The organism is Methylomonas methanica (genome assembly GCF_001644035.1).
Taxonomy (GTDB): Bacteria; Pseudomonadota; Gammaproteobacteria; order Methylococcales; family Methylomonadaceae; genus Methylomonas; species Methylomonas methanica_A.
Genome location: NZ_LUUG01000060.1, coordinates 77970 through 97631 on the forward strand (window position 1 = coordinate 77970; position 19662 = coordinate 97631).

The window sequence follows — 19662 nt, forward strand, 5'->3', positions numbered from 1 at the left end:
TTACTTAAATACACTTTTATCCACCACTCACTTCTAATTCACTGCCATTACCTTCAACATCATTCAGATTGAAACGCTGTTGGTCGCTTATGATAAATAGTGTTTTTTCTTTGGATGCAATTTCATACAACTTATCTAATAACTCATCCAACAATACAACGGCATTCTTATCGTGCTTATTTGGTTGATAGCCTTGCACAATCCTAAGAAGTAGTTCCAATAAATTGATATTGATCGGGATAGGTTTTAAAGCTTTCCCATTAACCTTTAAAAAGGCTAAAAAATGGCTTACATTTTCAATTCCATTTTCTGATTCACGCTTTATTGCAGCGTTATCTGGTTTAATGTCTAAATGAGCTGTTACTAGATAACGCCCCCGCGATGCTATTAAAAAATCTTCTTTTCCTAGTTGTGGAGCATTTTTATTGACGTATTTGCTGATTGCGGCCATCAGAATATCTCGATAAAATGGTCTTAGTTCTGCTTTATTATCCGTTTCTTTTGGCATTTTGTGTAATCGCCATATGGTTGCATACCTATCTAACAAATCATCTGAGAAATCAGCTTTGAATTTTTTGTGGTAATTATTACCAAGCTCCTCGTTTTGAATTATGTAAAAAAATCGGATATTGCTTTCGGGTGAATTTAGCTTGTGGAGATCGAAATTTTTCAAATTCAGAGAAAACCTAAATTCATCGAAATCAGGATCATCGATTCCAAGCTTTTGACTCAACACAAACTGGTCAATTAGCTTTGTTCTCCTTAAAGCAGGATCAAAATCAGCTATTTTTGATACAATTTCATTATCCTGACATGTAAATATATTATCAAATAGATAACCGGGGCCAGTAAAAAGATGATATACAAAATCGAGAAGCCCTCTTGCAGTTAGAAACTGATCTTTCATCAAGCGGGCTTTAAAAAGTAGTTCTACAACAATCCTTTGTATAGAAGGTAATGAGAGTAAATAATAATTAACACACAGATTCAAGTCAGCATCATGATGCTGAAGCTCTTTATCATAGTACTGGCGAATAATGTTATTATCAGTCGAAGTAATACGCTTAAGCAGTTTTTCTGTAAAATCAGATGTATAACGGTGCGATTCAAGCTTGAATTTCGGATATTTTTCAAAGTCAATGAATACATGCCCTTCGGTTTCACGAGATGACTTTAGATAACTACTTATTGCAATTTTTGCATTTTCATAATCACCCTCTTCAGCATAATTACCAAGCATTCCTATGTTTATGCCAATAACAAGAGATTTATCACCGTTTTCATAATCAGAAAACAATTTATTTAATCGTTCAATTGCAGTTTCTTTTGGACTGAAGCTATGTGTGGCATCGAGATGAAAGTGAGCAATATTATCGAAATTCTTTCTATATCTAGTTAGAATTTCTGATTTTCCATCACCACTGCTACCACATAAATAAATTATCTTTTTTTTGCCGATAGCCAAAGATTGTAGGTGGCTTCTAAAATCTGACTCCATATCTGTTTCGATATAGAGATAATCTTTAACCTTATCGAGTTCGTCCGACAAGGCAGTCTCACGATCAGTTTTTACTGCATAAGGGGAGGATTTCGATAGAACACTTAATACATCGCGAAGTCGCATAATACAAACCTTTGTTTTTAAGCTTTTGAACTGGTCCTTGTTGCTTATTTGTGTGTCCGCTTCGACCGAAGGACAATGCTTTACACCATGCGCTTGCTAGAAACTGAGTCAATAAGGAGCTGTTTTTGCATGGAAACCTGTCGCTACCCGCAAGCTTCTGGCATAAATATTCGATTGCTGAGCTGAGCTGAGCTGAGCTGAGCTGAGCTGAGCTGAGCAATCAGTATAGACGGTAAATTTACCATACCAATACCCAAGTAGTCGCTCCTGCCACTATTTTCGCTTTCGCGGCACTTGATGGCCAGAATCAGTTATGACTAAAGCAACATACTGATTTTTTTGCTCAGGACCATAACTAATATGAATTGGTCGATTTTCGCCATAAAAATACAGCCTATCAAAGGATGTGTTCTCGACAATCCAATCGGTGACTTCCCGCATGTTTTCATCGTCGATGATGAAATCAATTGCTGCGCCAAGCCTCGGGCAAATTAAATTTTTCTTGCTATTGAGTTCGTGCGCAGCATGTTGATCCAATTTTGGAGCAACTCGTTTTTTAATATGCTTACCTAATTCATGCGAACAAAAACCATAGGTCAACCTGACCATGCCAAAATAATCAATCACGGGGTCAATTATATTGAGCACTAGATCGTATAGCGCATTATAGCTATCGGCTTGTTTGGGGAGATTAGGTATACCTGTAGTTTGTTGAGTTTCTCCGCATTCGATGAGTTGCCTATAGGTCAGATAGCTACCACAAGGCTCATCAAGATCAGGAATTGAACGGCTGCGAATCAGTTCAAAACCATCAATTTCCCAGCGAACGCGGGCTAAGGTTTGCCGGAACTGCTCTGGTTTTGGTCCATAACCGCTGAAATCAAATAGGTTTAACGCTTGCAACTGTTCATCAAAATTGAGTTGTTCAGCGTAGCGTGGGTATTCCTCGTTGATGAATCGTGATTTTAGATACAGATTCGTTGGTTCGAATTCCTCGCCGTATTCGTATAGTTCGAAAGATTGTTCACGGAGATTGATTTTTACCCGTTCTATCAAGCGTGGAATTGGTTGATTTTCAAAGTCGTCATAGCGCATCAAGCTTAATTTACCGGACTGAATATGGATTTTGATTAAATCTGTTTGTTCGATATCGCCATACAAAATCGTGGCGCAGCCAATGTATATCCGCAACAACGCAGGTAGTTCCTGAATCATGCTGGTGTGCAGATGCAGTGCCTCGCGTTCATCCAGAAATCCTAGACCTTGCTCTGTCGCGTGTTGACAGGCTTCTGCAATGAGCTCGGCATTACTAATTTTAAATAAAATTGATCTGGCTGTTTCAATGGCATTTTGATAATCGCCAAAAAAGGCTTTAATGTCTCTTTGAAGCCCTGCCTCTAAATGTTTGTAGGGTTTGCGTTTTGAAAAGGCCTGTAACGCGAAATAGGTGATTAAGTCTTCGATTTTACTTTGCCGGGCTTGCTCGAGTAGCGCTTCTTCATTATTGTCCAGCGTAAAGCGTATGGCTTTGCCGATGCTACCAAAGGTTTCGGTGAGCTCGATCAGTGCATCGATTTCCGATTTGTCGGGTTGCCGACCAAGTTCCAGAATTTTCTGCCACAGCGGGTCGATAAGGTGTTTGTACGCCAAATACTTCTTCTCACTTTGAGACAGTTTTGGCTCTGCGGGTGAAACGGATCGATACGTTAAGCGTAAAACGTTGCGTTGGCTACGTTGCCGCCCAAGCAAAAACCGCTGTTCCGCATCTTGATTTTTAAACACAAAAAAGATGCCAGGCGCGACAGGAATGGCGTCCGTTTCCAAGGAATCCGTTAAAAATTCCTTGAGCTCACTTTGGGTATAGTATTTTTGGAATGTATTGCGCTGAGTAATGACGCCATCATTAAAAGCCTGGCCTTTAAATGCATTTTGGTTGAATAACATGGCGGAAACCACCAACACTTGGTTAGCCAGGTTATATGCGCCTCTCAATGCTTCCAGTCTTTCCTGATAGTTTTCGATGACATTGATCACAAAGCCCAAATTGACAATGTCCGCGGCTTGCTTGGGTTGATCCGGTGCGTAATGCGGGTCCCAGCCGGACACCGGAATGGCATTTGCCGAAAGATTACGAATGTCGTCGCCTTTGCCGCAACCGTAATCGAATACGGTTAGCGAGCCGCCTAAAAATCCGTGACGCGCCAGGCATTGCATCGGCGCGGATAAATTACTGCGGGAAAGCGCCGTCAGGTGCCGGGAAATGCTTGTGCTTTCAACCGATTCAAATGTTAGGCTATCGGTGGATTCATCATTGCCAATCGGCAGAAATTGGTTATCGATGATTTGAAAACCTTTTTCGCGGATTAATGCGTCCCAGGCTTGTTTGAAGCCAATCCTGATTGTGTCGTCGAATAGCCCCAGTTGTTCGGCTGTCTCGGTTAATTGGGTAAATTGCTGATAGTTTGGCGCATCGCGGCTCAGTAATAATTCCTTGCGATGTAAGATCGGCGGATTTAACGAGGTCTGATAACTGCGCTTTTCGACTCTTTGCATTGTCAGGTCAATCCGAAAACTGGTCTCTAGGGCAGGGAATGGACCTTCGAAGAAATTCGGATACCACAGCAACGACAGCATTTCGGATTTGCCGTCATACTTGATGACGTTGTAATCAAGGCCCGGTTTTAAATGGGCTAAAACCTCGGCGGCTTTGACAGTCTGTTGTACTTCAAAATCTTGAGAGACCGTCAGGCTGTAATGCCAATAAACATTATTGAGAACTTTTTTGCCGAGCATTGGTTTAAGCCAAATTACAATTTATCTTAAGGGTTGTTGGCCATTAATTCATAATATTTAACTTCCTTGGCATATACAGTTTACGCAAAATTGAAGTATTTATAACCGCTTTTTATAGCCTACCACCCTGTTGTTACAGATGTGTAGCTTATCGTATCTAAATTAATTTCTTATCTTAAACCTACACTTAAATTTATGAACAAATCCGATCTTATCGACGCCATTGCCAGCCACGCCAACCTGACTAAAGCCGACGCCACCCGCGCATTGGATGCCATTACACATTCCATTCAAGCCGCGTTGAAAGCAGGCAATTCCGTGGCTTTGGTAGGCTTCGGTACTTTTGAGGTGAAAGAACGTGCAGAGCGCGCCGGCCGCAATCCGCAAACCGGCGAAGCGATTACCATTGCTGCAGCAAAATTGCCATCGTTCAAAGCCGGCAAAGGTCTGAAAGGCGCGGTTCAATAAGGTTTGGGTCGCATCATTGTGGCCCCATACCCCAGCCTTCCAGTTCTGATTGCCGTTTGACCGAGGGCACATCCAGGTCGGTCATCCGGCCTTGGGTGCGGGTTAAGGTATCCTGCCGACCACTTGAGGCTGCACCGTATTTTTGCGGATTGAGTCTGCTGCCCGTTCCGGTGAGTTGATCGAGATTCAGCATGGATGCCGCATTGGCAGCGGTCGGCAAATGCCCGGTCTGAGCCAGAATCGCCAACCATTCGTCCAGATTGACTTGTGTCCAGTCCACGCGGTCCAAATCCGAGACTTTGATGCCCGTGCATACTGGGTTCTCTGGAGTCCCAAAATCCATCCCGAGTTGCGGTTTGATTTGTTCGTTGAGGATACGGGCTAGCGGCGAGTTGTAGCAGCAGTAACTTTCTTTGCGCACCCAACACACGCCAGCCACCTTGCTCTCGCAATAGGTGCCCAGATCCGTGCAGACCTTTAGTTGTTTCTTGGCGGCAAGTTCGTACTCCGGCTCCTCACAGGAATAGACGATCTGGATAATCATAATAATGATCATCACTACCGTATAAGCTGTCATCAAGGTGCTGAGCAGTTGCCCTGCCACTGCCGCGCCGCCGCCTAATTGCACACCACCCGATTGCGCCGCTGGCGTCAGATTGCCCGCCGCATCAAAGGCTGCCTGGCCGCCAGCACTAAACAAGGCATTACCGGCGGCTTGGCCAAAGGTTTGGCCGATCCATTCCGCTACCGACTTCATTAATTCGCCTTTCAGCGAGTCGAGTAAACTCTGCGAGGCAATATCACTGGTACTGAGCATGTCGGTACCAACCAAGTCATTCACCGTCGAGGCAAAATCCGCCTGAAAACTATTCCAGGCATCACCGGCCAGCGTAAACGGGGTGCGCATGGTTTCCCAGGCGCCACGAATGGCCGAGGTACTGTCCATGGCCATCACCGCGCTGTCCATTTGACTAGTGGCGATCAGCAAATCAATGTAACGTCCTAGCCCCATCGCACCCGAGGGCGTTTCGCAGCAATCGACCAGACTCAAGGCGCCGCCAACCATTTTGCAACTGGCCGGTTTGCCCTGGAATACTTGGCAAGTGGTAGGATCCTTTTGCTGCAGATCGGCATTGGCATAGTCACAATTTAAGTCCATCGCCATTTGCTGGGCGCTATTGAGTAAAGCGACCGCCTTGCTGAAATCCTGGCTCTGGGTGCGATTCACGCTGATGCACTCTTCGCCCATGCAGCGTATCGGCCCGGCGCATTGTTGCTGGGTGTTGCTTTGAATGCCGGGAATACCCACCGTTTGCCCGCAGTCGTAGGTATCGACACTGTCCCAACAGGTGCCGGAGGCTAACACACTGGTACATTGGCTTTTGATAAAGGCACAGCCCTGGGTTTCCAATGATTCACAGGTCTTGTTGGGTACACCATTGGCCGGCGGCTCCAAACAGTGGGTGCCGGCGGTATCGGTCCAACATTGACCGTATTGATTCAGATCGCAGTGCCCAGCAGACTGGATACTCATACAGGTATTGCGAATCCCCGTCGAACTGGCCACCGGTGCTTGAGCCAAGTCGGAACCGCAGACCATGACTTGCGAGGTGGGATCGACGTAACAACCCGACGCATTGGCCGGATCGTTCGTGCAACTCAATTGGCTGCCGGCTTGGCAAATGCCATCGGTAATCGCGTTGGCCAAGTTTTGGCAATTCGGTCCGCTCCAGCTCCATTCGTCCTGGGTGATCAGTTTTGACAGGTCATAGCGCAGCCGAATCCGCGAATAACCTTCGCCGCGTCCAGATACGCGGGTTTCTTCTTTGAACACCTTGATACCACTGCTATTGAAGGCATACAGCACATTGGTGTTGGGATATTCGTTCCAACTGGTGTAAAGCTCGCAATCCCCGAACCAGCCGCTGGCCCCGGTATAGATCAACTGATTATCGTAATAGACCCGAGTGTGGTCATCGTATTTGACGTATTCCAGCGTGGCACTGGTGATGGCTTCCGGATGCAAGACTTCGTATTTAACTTGCCAGGTAAACAAGCCACAATCCGATTCCCAATAATCGTCGCCGACCCGGCCAACATACAAATCCATGCACCCCGGCCCGCAACTGGAAAAACCGCCATCCCCACTGACAAAACGGATCAAGGGCTGTACATTGACTTGGTGGGTGGCGGTGCAGCTTTGCGGTACCGTCGGTTGCCTGAGGCAGAGCTGATAATCCGGCACGCGCACCGTTTGCTGGATTTCGGTTTGGGTCGTTGTGGTCGTGCAGTCTGAGAATGACTGTGCCCATGGGGTAAAATCGGCAAACACCTGATCGCCGGCTTGCCAGATCGGATCGGCATGCAAATCCGGATGCGACTGGTGGGCATTGTCGATCAAAGTGCGATAGGCTTCACCTGTGAAGCTGGTTTCACCGTTCAGGGCTGTCTGTGCGTCCAACCCGGCTGCGATCGTTCCGGGATTGTTGCCGTAGAGATTAGCAAAATCGCTGGTCGTGTTGGATGCGCTATTTGTATCCGGAAACAGCGTGCCAATCGAAATGGCGCTTTCCTGAGCCGTCCCCGGATTCAAGGTCAGCGTACCGTTGCCGGTATCGAGCGGGAATGCAAAACCGCCGATGACTTGCTGACCCAGTTGCTGGCCATCGCGCCCAGTCGCCTGAATCGCATCCGCCCAGGAAACACCATACGGTGTCCAGGCCATGGTTACGCACAACACGGCAGCCAGGCTTTGTATGGCGAATGCTTGGGCATCAAAGAATTGTTTCATCGCCTCATAAACCCACGCAGCAGTCTTGCCAACGAAATTGGATATATATGTGATCCTCACCCGGCCCCGGATAAGTCCGTCCCGCACCCCACTTGAAGGTGGTCTCACCAATGGCGTGATTGGAGTCGGTTTCGGCGACCGGATAAAACATCGATAGCCGGTATTGCGATTTCGGGATAAAGGGATAGATATAGCCACCGCATAAGGCATCGTTGCCCGAGGTTTTCCAGGCTAGCCCGCGTCGATGCAAGGAGGCCGTGGCACGTGTGGCCAATAAACTGGTAATGCGTGGATCGGTGCCGTAACTGGTCGGCGAAATCCCGGATAAGGGATACATGTGCCCCCAGGCGCCGGCACACCAGAACAAGGCATCCAAAGGATTGCCGGTGGCTGCCGCTGCGGCATCGGCAACACAGGCGGAAATGGCCACCGGGTTGGCGAACAGTGCCGTTTCCGGACTGGTAAAAAACGCCAGCAAGTCGTTGTTCCAGGTGGGATCGAGTTCCGAGACATACAGCAAATCGAAATCCCGATAACCATCGCTGTTACAACGGCCGTCCCAGAACAGATCCAGCAGGATGGTCAGCGGAAAGGCGAAATAGTGATAATTGAAGAACGACATTTCGCTGGCATCGAAATCGGCTTTACCGGTGGTGGCGATCAGACGTACATTCGAGGCACTGAATTTATGCCCGCCCAGCGCCGGGGAACACCAGGGATTGCGAACGATCTCGATCAGCCGAGCAGGATTCCATAAGCCCATGGTCATGCCGAGTTCCGGAATGTTCATGCTGTCGGTACAAAAGCAAAACTTCTCGTCGGTAGCGATACTGGGCACATTGCCGCCACCCAGCGATGCTCCGGCTGCACGAATCGGAAACAGACAGCTCCAGCAAATATCGGTAATCAGTTTGCCGGACCACAGTTCGGCGTCCGAGCACAACGGGTCGACGTCGTTCGTGGTGGTTTCGGCATAGATCGGGGTAGCCAACGTCACCAACGCTCCCAAAGCCCAAGCCAGAGTCCATCGCTTCATGACGGTTCTCCTGTTGAGACAGGCAATTTTCGTTCACGAACCACTAACTGGTTGCCGACTTGTTCGACAATCGCCGGAACCTGCTGTAATTGAAATCGGCTGCGGACATCCGGCGTCAGTAAATACACCGGTGCTTTCAAAGTGGTTTCAAGTTCCTTTAAGCTGTCCCACCCGTCTTGACGCGGCAATTGCGTGGCCAAATACATCACCCTAGATCGTTTGTCCTGGCAGGACTGATGCCGAATCAGTTCGACTTGAGTTGGCACCGTGGCATCGAACACCTTCAGGCATAAGCCAAACGGCATCTTGTCCAACGGATTGACGGTTTGTCCGGCTCGGATGATCAGCTGTCCATTGGGTGCTGTCAGATCACGCGGGGCGGTGATGGTTAGATCCAAAGTCCGATCACGATCTTCCCGAGCCACAGGCAGCTCTTCGAATTTTTGCTGTGCCCAAAATCGAGCAATCGCCTGTTGCTGCTTTTGTTTCCAGTCGATGGCGGCCATCCGGCGTTTGATCTCTTCAAGCAAGTCGATTTCGGTAATTTCGCCAACATCGCCCAAGGTGCCTAAATCGCCCTGTTTTCCGGCTTTGATCTGCTCGTCCAGCCAGGACAAGCTACTGACACCGCGCATCTGTAACCGGGCTTTACCTTCTTGTTCGACGACGATGTCCGGCACTGACGTCACTGACCAACGCTGAAAACGGGTTGGATCAATCACGATGTTGGGCAGTGGATCAATACCTTTCAGCAAGCGTTTGAGGTCAGCCATCAGTGCCGGTAGTTTTTGGCCGGGCTTGGGACCGCGAAACACCAGCAACACATCATCCCGGCCTGCCGCCTCTTCAAAGATGCCTTTCAGCAGAGACTCACCCAGTGAAAACGAGACGAACAATAGCGTAAGAGGCTTGCTTGAAGTGATTGTCGACTGTGGATTTTGCGATTCCATGATTAGCCCATTCGGCCGTATTGCTTGCGAGGCCTCGAAAACTTGTTGCGCCTGGCGTTTCACGTCCAACTGTTCAGATTGGCCATTCACCCAGTCAGGTCGAGGCTGGCCTTCTAAGTATTTCAAAATAGTCTGAGAACGTTTTAGCCAGGCTTCCTCCGCCTGAACCGCTTGCACACTGAACCAACAGAACAAACAGACCACCGATTGACGCCAAGGACCTTGAGACCGATCAAAACAACGCATAAGCCCGTCCAATCACTTGATGGTCGTAAACATAGCCCCAGTAACGCGAATCGAAGCTTTTGTCGGTTTGCCCGGTCACCCAATAGGCAGCAGGTGGAATGGTTTCATGGCGTTTAAAACGGTTGGCCGGCTTTTTGAGTTTCTCCGTCAAAGGCAGCCCGTCGATGATTCGTTCACCGTTGATCGTGGTGTGCTGCGGATCGACGTGTATGGTGTCGCCGGTGACGCCGGCGGCGATTTTGACGATGATCTGCCCATCCTTGAAAAAGGGCGCCATGCGTTCGGCGCGAAAGGCAATCAAATCCCCGCGCCAGATGTCTTTGTTGTGGGTATCGATTAGGTAAATCCATTTATCCGGCAGACAGCGGTCGACCTGATCGTCGCCGCCGATCATAAAGCGTTGGCCGATATAGCGTTCGGCGGCCAATACCAGCAACAAAATCGGTATTGCCTTGAGTAGAAACTGGCCTAATCGTTGGCGATTGGCACGGGGTGACGATGACGAATGAAACCGAGGCTTCTTCATACAGTTAGCGTCCGGCTTGTCGAACATAGACATCCTCCGGAGCAGCCACCACCGCCGTTGAATCAATGACCAAATAGCCTGCATCACTGAGTTTCTTGGCCTGCCCCTGCCAGTCATCGACGATTTTGGCCATTTGTTCCTGGTTGGCGTTGGGCGGTATCGACTGAATCAGCTTGGCCCGGTCAAGTACAAACACCGGTGTGACCATATTTAATCGAGCGATGGGTTGTTGTAATTGTTGTTGTGCAGCCAGCCAGCCGCCGATGCCGCCCAGACAGACTGAAATGAAAACGGTGCTGAGCCATTGCGATTTAGGATCCATAGGTAGTCTCCCTGGGTTTGCTGCTGCGATTGTCGATGAGTTGTTGAATGGCATCACCCAGACTCAAGCCTTGTCGGCGCAATTGCTTCAAGGCGTTGACGTCTTCGGGTTTGGTGGAAAACAAAATGCGTTTGTAAGGATCGACTATCAGCCGGCCGATGCCGGAACCCATCTCGGTAATGAAAAAGATTTCCGAATACGCACCGGGCAAGGTATGCACGGTTTTGAGCAATTCATAGCCGCCATCCGATAGTGGCAGACGCCGATCCTGCTTCATACCTTCGATGACTTCAGCTTTTTGACCGAGCAAATACATATTGGCCGAGTTCTCGACAATCGCTCGCCCAGCGGCATTGCGGTATAAGTCGTTCACCGACTGGGTGATGGTCACTGCGGCGCCGCCGTATTTACGAAACCGCCGGTAGCCGTGTTCCATAAACTTGGCCACATCGCCTTCGGTGAGCAAATCCCAGGCTTCGTCGATGATGACGATCTTCGGTCGGTTGCGTTCACCGAGATACATTTCCTGCTGGATTTGGTAGATCAGCTGCAGCAAGACCACCTGCTGCAGATGTTTTCTGCCTTTGAGTTCCTCCAGTTCCAGCACGGTAAAGTCATTGGTGAATTTGGCGTTGTTGCGGCCATTGAAGTAGCGACCGTATTCGCCTTTCGTGGTAAAGGGAAACAACTGTTCGCCGACATCCTTCAAGCGTTGATCAGTTTCGGCACACAGACATTTTGCAATGTCGTCCACCGACATGGATTGGGCTTTTTCAGTCCACAGTTGCTTCAATATCCGCTTGAGACCGGCGGTTTGAAAATCGGTGAGTTTCTCGGTCGGTGCCGCCATCTGACTGACCAATCCCGCTAACATGTCGGCTTCTTCCTCGAAGTTTTGCACGATCTCGAACGGGTTCATGCAGATGTTCGAACCGTGAGTGAATTTGACGAAATCGCCTTCCAACACTTCGCAAAGGTTTTCATAGGAACGGCCCACATCGATCGCCCAGATTTGCGCGCCTTCGGTCAGGTAGCTGACAATGATCTCGTTGGTCAGAAAGGATTTGCCTTTGCCGGATTCGGCGGCAATGCACAGGTTGTAGTTACCGGTGGTATCGAACAGCGATACGGCCATGTGTTCGCCGTTACGGGAAACGAAATTCAAAGTCGGCGTGCCAGTGCCTGCCCAGTCACCGAATAACGGTAACAACGGAATCGCATGCCGGGTGGCCAGGGTGCGGTAGCGTTTCAGGTCGGCAATCGCCGAACGCTCGGGACCAAAGGGCAAACAGTTCAGGAAAAACGGCAGGCAGAAATACTTGTCTTCCAACAGCTGAAAACCCAGCTCCCGGAAATACACCCGCGCATTGGACACGGCTGCGGCTTCTTCCTGTTCGTCGCAAAACAGTAACACCCCGAAATAGGCCCTGATTGGCCGGTCGCCGTCCCGGTAGGCATCGAACAACACGTCGAAATGGTGTTTGCGTTGGACCAGCACCGGCAAAAACCGGGCAATTGGCGTATTAACCTGGTTGGTGATGAATTGCCGTACACCTTCCTGACGGGTGCGGGTTGATTCGGCATCCGGGTAATGCAGGGTCAGACTGAGCAAAGCATTCTGGCGAATGCCGCGAGTACCGGACAAAATGTCGCCCAGATAGCTTTTGGCGCTGCCGAAGTAAAAATGATCGGGGGTGCGTTTGGCGGACAAGGTCTTGACGCGCTTACTCCCGAGCCACAGGCCTTTTTCATCGAGCTCGAGCGCGTTATCGTAATCCAGCAATTGATCGCGGATCAGTTGGGTCGGATCGCATTCGGGTACCACCCGATCTTTCCAGCCGGCATCGGGTTGCCAGTTGAGAATCGTGTTCAGAATACGCACATACTGATCGGCGCCCAATAGTTCCGGATACATGCCGATGGTCGACAGCGATTGCTGGGTAGCGAGTTGCAATTCACTGGCACGACGGATGTCTTGTTCACTGGGTCTTGGATAGGCCATCGGCAATTTGACCGTGACCAGAATATGACTGCGCCGGAGGCGTGCTCCGGAAATCGCTTCAGGCGGTTTGGTGGTGCCTTGCCGCAAGAACTCGATACTAGCCTGGGTCATGGTTTTATAGGTCGGTTTTTGCTGTTTCAATCGCCGGGTTTGCATCACGGCCAGTGACTCTTCGATATCCGGCGAGGTCCACAGTGAAACTTGTAATAGCGTTTCGGGCGGCCAGTCCTGGTTCAGTAATACGTTGACTCGCGCAGAAACGCTGGCATCGGCACCGGTCATCGGCCGGCACAAAAAGCCAAAGCCAAGGCTGCTATCGGCCATCAAGAACAGATGATGGTCGTACTCATAAGCCAGTACCGGGAACAGTTGGTCGGCACGGGGGCGTTGTGCGGTGGTCATAACAGGAAATCCTCTTCTGAAATCAGCAGCACTTCGACTGGACATTCCGGATCGAGACGAATCGTAAAAGGATGCCGGCAAACCAGCGATACGCGGTGGTTGCGTTTCAACTGCCTGGCTCTGGCCGGATGGCAGGGGTTGATTGGCTGGCCGTTGACGTCTTGAACCCTGACGGTCCGCTTATCGTGTGCCAATGAAGCAAGGCGGCGGTTACCCGCCGCAGTCTCGGTATCAATTGTTGAACCGGTCATCGTGGTGAGGCCTAAATCGTGGCAGTCACGATGTTGGTGATAATGGTCGGTGCCGCAAACAGGCCGACACCACTGGCAATGCCCAATACAAAGCCCATGATGCTACCGCGCACGACACCGGCGACTAAGCCAACGATGACAAACACGATAGCGATAATGCGGCCGAGCAAGCCTTCCACCCAGCCGGTCAGCAAGCTCCAGACGGTGCTGAACTCGGTACCAGCGGTACCGGCCATGGCATCATTGGCCATCAACATAAACAATAACGATGCCAGGGCCATCAAGACCCCGCTTCGATATGACGTTTTCATCAAAAATATCCTCATTCAAGTTAAAGGACGGTTGCCCGTCGAATCTCGGACGGTTAGTCCGGCAGGTTTTTAAGCGGTTGCCCGCTCAGTCTCGCAGGGTGTGTGGGACCTGCGGTTAAATGGGTTGCCCCATCAAGGCAATGATTTGCTCAATCCATTGACTGGACGCTCGTCGTCCCCGGTATCGACATTGGCGCGTCTCTCCGGTGGACGTTGTTCGACTTGCAGCGGGATCAACGAAGAACTGGCTGTCGAAGCCGCCTTGCCGATCATCCAACGCCTGGGTTCCAGTTCGGTGTAGACATAGTTGGACACCATCAAATCGCCGTCTGCATCTTCCCAAGGCGCGACCCAAATGCGCATGACCTGCGATGGGGTACGAATCGGCGTTGGATCTTCGATCTTGGGTACGGGTTGCTGTAACGGCGGCACGAGTGCCGGTGTTGAGGTTGTCTCCGTGCTGGGGTTATTTTCCGGAGGCGCTTCGGTTATCGCCGTATTGGTCACCTGGTAAGCCTGTGTCGTCGACAGACAGCTGGGTTCGTCCGGCATGCCTTTACAGCCGTAGTCGGTGGCGCAGCCGGTGGTGATGGCGATCAGCAGTACACTGAGGCTATAAATAGAAAACTGATGAAAGCGTTTCATGGCTTTTTCTCCGTGGCGTTTGTGTTTTGTGCGTTTGTATCGGGCGTTGTTGCCAGACTGGGCGACGGTTTCGGTTTATCGGCCAACCAATCAGCTAACACCTCGGGTGCGCCACTGTGAGTGCGGCCATCAGGAGCAATCAGAAATGGCACACCCTTCAAATCGAATAACTTGGCAGTGACGATAGCTTTTTGCAGTGACTCTTTGTTACATGACTGAGGCGCTTCATTGGGCAGGCCCGCGTAATCCTGTTTTAACAAGCGTTCGCGGACGGAGTCTTTGACTTTGGGTTCGCTTGAGCCCCATTGACAGGCCAGTTGCACGACAATGTTTTGCGATTCGGGACCGAGAATGGGGACCATCACCAGCTTGATGGTGTACTGGTCCTGCAAGGCTTGCAGGTCTTTCATGACCTTGCCGCAGTAAGGGCAGCGCGGATCGATGAACACTAGGACTTGGGCTTTGCCATGGCCGACCGTTACCGCACCCAGATCGTCAGCCTTGAGTTTCATTCGTGACAGGTCGATACGGTTTGCGATTTTGTCGATGTCCGCCAGTTCCTTGATCTCCTGTTGAGTCCAGATGTCCATCAATTTGCCGCCGTAGAATGCAAAGCGACCGTTGCTGGAAATAAACACCGTCTGCTCGCCGGACTTGACCATCTTGAGGCCCGAGATCGGCAAATCCTGCATGCCATCGATCTTGATTGATAAAAGACCTGCGGCAATGTCAGACACCGGTGGTTTTGGCGGATTGGCGGCTAGGACAGTCGATGTGCCGAATAGCGCGGCCAGTAATAAAGGTATGTGGCGGAATGTCATAACGACCTTTGGGTTGGGATTAAGGAATCAGCTTGGGGTTTTCAACTTCAATGCCGTGCCTTTTTGCACGATGAAGTTGACCTGGCGGGTGGCATCGACTTCGATGACCGGGTAAATCTCCTCGGCCATGTCCATGTAAAAATGCGACAGCCGTTCCATGGCGTAACCGGCACCTTTCAAGGCACCACCTTCCATCGATTGCGAGGAAAAGGCGCTTTGGAACGGTGTGGTACCGGATAACGCGCCTATGCCGCCGGTCATCAGCACCGGAATCTGGTTACGACCGAAGGCATCGGAAAAGCCGCGCAGAAAACCGGCCATCATGGACTGGGCGAGTAACGCACCCTGTTTGGAGACCACCCGGCCACGCACCCCGTTTTTGCCATCTTCGCCAGTGGCATAGGCATTCATCGGCACTTCGATGACGCCACCGTCCTGGCGAACGCAGGAAAAGGTCTCACCGCGAAAATACGCGCGTTCGGCACTCAAGTCACCGAATCCTGCGGCCAGCAAAAAGCACTCGCGAACATCGGCATGGAAACGGTTGGGCAGAATGGCTTCCTTCTTGATCCGGAACAGTACCGGCATCGGTTCTTTCTTGGCTTTGCGGCCGGTGGGCGCATCGAGGCCATTCAGCAATACGCCGGTCAGAATGCTGCCGGCCGGGATAAAGACGTCGCTGTTGGCATGTCCAGGCTGAGACTGGCCGTGAGCGTTGGTCGCTGCCGTGTCTTTGTCTTTACCATTGGCTTGGTCAGCGCCTTCCTGGATGACGCGAATCTGCATCGCCGCCGGCGCTTGGCTATTGGCGCGACCTCCCGAGACACCGGCATTGCCAGATGTCGGTCCGGGCACAGCAGCTTGCTCGAAGACGCGGTTGAGATCGTCCTGGCCGTTGTCGAATGGAGGGTTGTTTGGGCGGCGGTTTGACGGTCTTCCGAGTGCAGATGGTTCTAGGGTGGATTGAGTGACCTCGCCTGGGATGCCGGTCGTTGACGGTGTGGACGCTTTGTTTTTCAGCGACTCGACTTCACCGGTGACGGCTTGCAGTTTGGCTTCATAGGCTTCACGCTCAGCAGTGGTCCATTGTTTGAAGCGAATTTCGTCGGATTGCTGCTCACGGCGTTGCTGTTCTTCGATCGCTGCCAGCCGGCGGGCTTGCTCGTCATTTTTCTGCAGAAGATCGCGCAATTGCGCCGAGATGCCGTCGATTCCCAGCGAGCGTGGATCGCTATCGGTCAATATATGTTGGATGGTCGCCTGTTTGCTCAACGGTTTACTGACGTCCGGGGTGACAGTGGCTAACGCGATGATGACGGCCAACAGCACGGTACCAATGCTGCCGACAGCTAAATTACGTTTGGCAGCCGGACTCAAGCGTGTCCACCAGGTATCGACGCTGGCCATTAGGGTTGACCTCCGCCCAATAACGAAGGCCGCAAATTGATCGACGCCTCAGGGGCTTGTCGGACCACGACATACAACTCGGTGGCTTCCTGCGGCTTCAACACCACGTTGGGCCAAACTGAAATGGCCAGCACGTCCTGTTGGGTGGTTGCGCAACTGCGTTCGTCGAACTCGAGCATGTCGCCGCCGGTATTTTTGGCTAGTCCCACCAAAATCAATCGATCCTGGCCTTCCAGAACTTGGCCGGTTTTAATCTGCACACGGTCTTGCAGGCAGCGAATTTGCTCCTGCAGCTTCGGTTCGCGGAGTGAATAACCGGCTGGGGTCTTTTGCAAACCCAAATCCCGGAACAAGGTTTTTAGCTGGCTGATGTAGGCTTGTTCCTGTTGGCCAGAATTTCGATTACCGGCATCCGAGCGTTGCCATTGGTTCAGTAGTTGGTAGCTGTCTTTATCCAGATCAAGGTGGATTTCCCGCGCAGGAATGCGTTTGGGAATCAGGGTGAGCGACAAGGCAATGTCCTGGTTGTCGCCAGGGGTAATGTATAACGTCACCGGTGTTTCGTCGGCGGTGGCTACGTAAACAATTTTGCCTTTGGTACTGGTGGTGGCCTGGCTGGTGGTCGTGACTACCGGATGCTCGAACGGCGTGACCAGACGATTCAAGTGACCGACCGCAATCGGCATCAGTTCGTTGATGCCGGGTTTGACCGCGATGTGTTGGGGGCCGATGGAAGTGGCTGAAACTGAGTTTGGCGCTGCCGCTTGTTGTTTGGCGGCTCTCAAGACACTGGCATCGACCGGGGGTAATTCGATGCCTAAGTCTGGCTGCGACGAGGCAACGGGCTGTGATGGAGATGATGACTCTTCAGCCACGGTGGTGACCGGCGGTAATACGGTCACCGGTAATTCATCGTTGGCCCACGCCGGACCGGCCATGGTGAGTAACAGCCAGGAATACAAAATTGGTTTCATGGTTTAGCCTCTTGGGGTTGGCCTTGGGTGGCTTTCAAACGGGCCAGGGTTCTGGGGGAATCTGGATACACGTCGATGTATTCCAGCCGGGGCCGATAATTTTTGATGGCGATGATGAATTCGTAGGTACGGAGCTTCACGTCCGGTTTGGAACTGGGGCCTTGGCTTTTCAGTTCGCCGCTGACAAAAACCTTGTTGGTCTCGACTTCGTAATCGACGTGACGCGGCGTAAAACTGATCGCGACCCGATCCATTTTGATGGCCTTAATTTGATCGCTCATGGCATCCAGGACACTGCGGTAAATATCCGGCGCCAATAAAGGCTCGACTGCGATTTTCAGAAAATCGGCATTCGCCGGCGTGGTGTTGCCGAGCAATTCGGCCAGGAACAAGCCCCAGGACTCTTTGAACTCGCTGGACGCTTGGCTGCGGGTGACTTCAACTTCCTGCGTCAAGCTCGGCGGCACCAAAATGATGCTGCGCTCGGTGCGCCAGGCGGCCAGAGAGGTGATCACGCAAATCACCAACAAGGCAATAATGATGACGCGGCTAAACCGATTCTCGGTCTCGTGCCCATCCCAGGTTTGCAGAAAATCCGACCATCTCATGGCAGGAACTGGCGGATGTAGGGATTAGGGATGGTCTGCGCGCCACTGGGCAACAAACCAAGCCAATACAGCGCATGCAATGTGTAGCCGTCAGGCCGATTATCGCGGAAACGCCGGTAAAATTTGACTGCAATCAACCCGAGCGCTAAGCCAGGAATGAACTGATCGATCAACATGCCGGTCAGCATGCTCACCATGAAGGGTACGATCTCGTCCGCACTCCACAATAAAATGTGGATCGGATCGTCGATCGATTGGGGGATGGCAACGGGTTCCATAATGACCTCCGGTTGGGATGGTCATTATTGTGAGGAGGATTAAGGGCGAGTTGCGTACAATAAAAGTCAAATACGACTTTTATTGTACGAGTGAAGATTTTTTTTTAAAAAAACGGGGCGAAAGCAATCTAAGTCACTGGGTAATATGCCTTTAACTGCAAATCACCATGATTGCTTTTAGATATCACAGAAGGTGTTATGTCTAATCATCCGTGATGGGAATCGCGGTTCTCGACTGTTCAACACGCTCACGTAAATCCAGTCCTGGTTTGAAGTGAGTGGAATGCCGAATGGGCAAACTCACTTGTTCGCCTGTCTTAGGGTTACGCCCTATCCGCGCGGCTCGCTGAATAACCGAGAATCCACCAAATCCACGAATCTCAATGCGTTCACCTTGGGCCAAATGGTGGGTCATCGCATCGATGGTGATGTTAATGGCCATTTCAACGTCACGTTGCAGTAGATGAGGCAATCTAAGGCTGATGTTTTCGATGAGTTGGGATTTCGTCATTCTCTTACCGGGTCGGGGTTATAAATGAGTCGTTGTGTCCATGAATGTCGCTAGCCATGGCTTGCGGGTAGTGTCTTGCCACCTTGTTCAATAATCACGGCTTGTTTAAGTAAATCGCTTGCCGCGGGGTATGTTTCGTAAAGACTGCCAATGGCACGATAATACGCCATGGTATCAAACGGCTCTGAGACTTGTTTCCGGATCAACTCAGCCAGATTTAACCTAAAATCCGGAGAAACGGTCACTATGCGCAGACCTTTGACAATTTTGGTGTCGGGATCCACCAAGACCAGATTAATGGGCAAATAAGCATCACCCTCATCAATCGTCTCATCACCGGCTAGATGAATGGTAAACGCCAAATCTGACCAATCCAGAAAACCCTCGATTTTGAATAAAAACAAAATGAGTTCGGCTTTTGCGAATAACGCAAACGAAGAATTCCCATTCAGAAAGGCTTGGATTTCTCGAGAGGACGCCGAAAAATTAAACGTCAGCAAAGGCGTGCCATTCGCTAGGATTATGCTCATGCCTTCGGCGGGCATGTCATGATCAAAGCGTTCACCCACGCATAATTTCAAATATCCCATTTCGTTTATGTTCATGAGGCAGAGAGGCTTGAGCCTAGGAATAAGGGAGAGGCAATGGCTCACCTAAAAGCCGCACGTTTTCATCAATATCAACGGCAACACAACG

Annotated in this window: 19 protein-coding genes; 1 reads left to right on the top strand and 18 read right to left on the bottom strand. The window is 50.7% G+C overall.

Annotated features, from left to right (window positions below; all coding sequences use genetic code 11):
- Positions 1–16: 16 nt before the first annotated feature.
- Both dptF and A1332_RS08980 read right to left on the bottom strand, forming a co-directional pair.
- On the bottom strand, positions 17–1624 hold the full coding sequence (gene dptF, locus A1332_RS08975; RefSeq protein WP_064008157.1) for a DNA phosphorothioation-dependent restriction protein DptF: 1608 nt from the start codon (positions 1622–1624) through the stop codon (positions 17–19).
- A 273-nt stretch (positions 1625–1897) separates the two neighbouring features.
- On the bottom strand, positions 1898–4417 hold the full coding sequence (locus A1332_RS08980; protein ID WP_064008158.1) for a DNA phosphorothioation-associated putative methyltransferase: 2520 nt from the start codon (positions 4415–4417) through the stop codon (positions 1898–1900).
- A 195-nt stretch (positions 4418–4612) separates the two neighbouring features.
- On the opposite strand from A1332_RS08980, the gene A1332_RS08985 reads away from it, so the two are divergent.
- Entirely contained in the window at positions 4613–4885 is a 273-nt protein-coding gene (locus A1332_RS08985; RefSeq protein ID WP_064008159.1) for an HU family DNA-binding protein, read from the top strand.
- Positions 4886–4898: 13 nt separating this feature from the next.
- Here the strand turns inward: A1332_RS08985 and traN are convergent, their stop codons facing one another.
- The 16 genes from traN to A1332_RS09065 form a co-directional block, all read right to left on the bottom strand.
- Positions 4899–7676 (bottom strand): conjugal transfer mating pair stabilization protein TraN, encoded by a 2778-nt coding sequence (gene traN / locus A1332_RS08990; RefSeq protein ID WP_064008160.1) that lies wholly within the window; start codon positions 7674–7676, stop codon positions 4899–4901.
- 4 nt (positions 7677–7680) lie between these two features.
- A complete protein-coding gene (locus A1332_RS08995; protein WP_064008161.1) occupies positions 7681–8712 on the bottom strand; it encodes a TraU family protein in 1032 nt (343 codons plus the stop codon).
- Entirely contained in the window at positions 8709–9788 is a 1080-nt protein-coding gene (locus tag A1332_RS09000) for a TrbC family F-type conjugative pilus assembly protein (protein WP_231890246.1), read from the bottom strand. The genes A1332_RS08995 and A1332_RS09000 overlap by 4 nt, the downstream gene beginning before the upstream one ends.
- 106 nt (positions 9789–9894) lie before the next feature.
- Complete coding sequence (gene lepB, locus A1332_RS09005; RefSeq protein ID WP_064008185.1) at positions 9895–10434, bottom strand: signal peptidase I; 540 nt, start codon at positions 10432–10434, stop codon at positions 9895–9897.
- A 4-nt stretch (positions 10435–10438) separates the two neighbouring features.
- Positions 10439–10756 (bottom strand): hypothetical protein, encoded by a 318-nt coding sequence (locus A1332_RS09010; protein WP_064008162.1) that lies wholly within the window; start codon positions 10754–10756, stop codon positions 10439–10441.
- Entirely contained in the window at positions 10746–13160 is a 2415-nt protein-coding gene (gene traC / locus A1332_RS09015; protein WP_064008163.1) for a type IV secretion system protein TraC, read from the bottom strand. Before traC ends, A1332_RS09010 begins: the two co-directional genes overlap by 11 nt.
- Complete coding sequence (locus A1332_RS09020) at positions 13157–13411, bottom strand: RRXRR domain-containing protein (RefSeq protein WP_064008164.1); 255 nt, start codon at positions 13409–13411, stop codon at positions 13157–13159. The genes traC and A1332_RS09020 overlap by 4 nt, the downstream gene beginning before the upstream one ends.
- Before the next feature lie 11 nt (positions 13412–13422).
- Complete coding sequence (traA, locus tag A1332_RS09025; RefSeq protein WP_036275516.1) at positions 13423–13722, bottom strand: TraA family conjugative transfer protein; 300 nt, start codon at positions 13720–13722, stop codon at positions 13423–13425.
- 132 nt (positions 13723–13854) lie between these two features.
- Positions 13855–14367 (bottom strand): TraV family lipoprotein, encoded by a 513-nt coding sequence (locus A1332_RS09030; protein ID WP_064008165.1) that lies wholly within the window; start codon positions 14365–14367, stop codon positions 13855–13857.
- Positions 14364–15188 (bottom strand): DsbC family protein, encoded by an 825-nt coding sequence (locus tag A1332_RS09035; protein ID WP_064008166.1) that lies wholly within the window; start codon positions 15186–15188, stop codon positions 14364–14366. Before A1332_RS09035 ends, A1332_RS09030 begins: the two co-directional genes overlap by 4 nt.
- Positions 15189–15215: 27 nt before the next feature.
- Positions 15216–16595 (bottom strand): TraB/VirB10 family protein, encoded by a 1380-nt coding sequence (locus tag A1332_RS09040; protein ID WP_064008167.1) that lies wholly within the window; start codon positions 16593–16595, stop codon positions 15216–15218.
- Positions 16595–17569 carry a TraK domain-containing protein gene (locus A1332_RS09045; RefSeq protein ID WP_064008168.1) on the bottom strand — a complete coding sequence of 325 codons (975 nt, stop codon included), beginning with the start codon at positions 17567–17569 and terminating at the stop codon, positions 16595–16597. The genes A1332_RS09040 and A1332_RS09045 overlap by 1 nt, the downstream gene beginning before the upstream one ends.
- Positions 17566–18177: a TraE/TraK family type IV conjugative transfer system protein gene (locus A1332_RS09050; protein ID WP_064008169.1), complete on the bottom strand. Its 612-nt coding sequence runs from the start codon at positions 18175–18177 to the stop codon at positions 17566–17568. Before A1332_RS09050 ends, A1332_RS09045 begins: the two co-directional genes overlap by 4 nt.
- Positions 18174–18455 carry a type IV conjugative transfer system protein TraL gene (gene traL, locus A1332_RS09055; RefSeq protein ID WP_064008170.1) on the bottom strand — a complete coding sequence of 94 codons (282 nt, stop codon included), beginning with the start codon at positions 18453–18455 and terminating at the stop codon, positions 18174–18176. The genes A1332_RS09050 and traL overlap by 4 nt, the downstream gene beginning before the upstream one ends.
- Positions 18456–18657: 202 nt before the next feature.
- On the bottom strand, positions 18658–18966 hold the full coding sequence (locus tag A1332_RS09060; protein ID WP_064008171.1) for an integration host factor subunit beta: 309 nt from the start codon (positions 18964–18966) through the stop codon (positions 18658–18660).
- 50 nt (positions 18967–19016) lie between these two features.
- Positions 19017–19571, bottom strand: a complete 555-nt coding sequence (locus tag A1332_RS09065; protein ID WP_231890247.1) for a hypothetical protein — start codon at positions 19569–19571, stop codon at positions 19017–19019.
- Positions 19572–19662 lie beyond the last annotated feature (91 nt).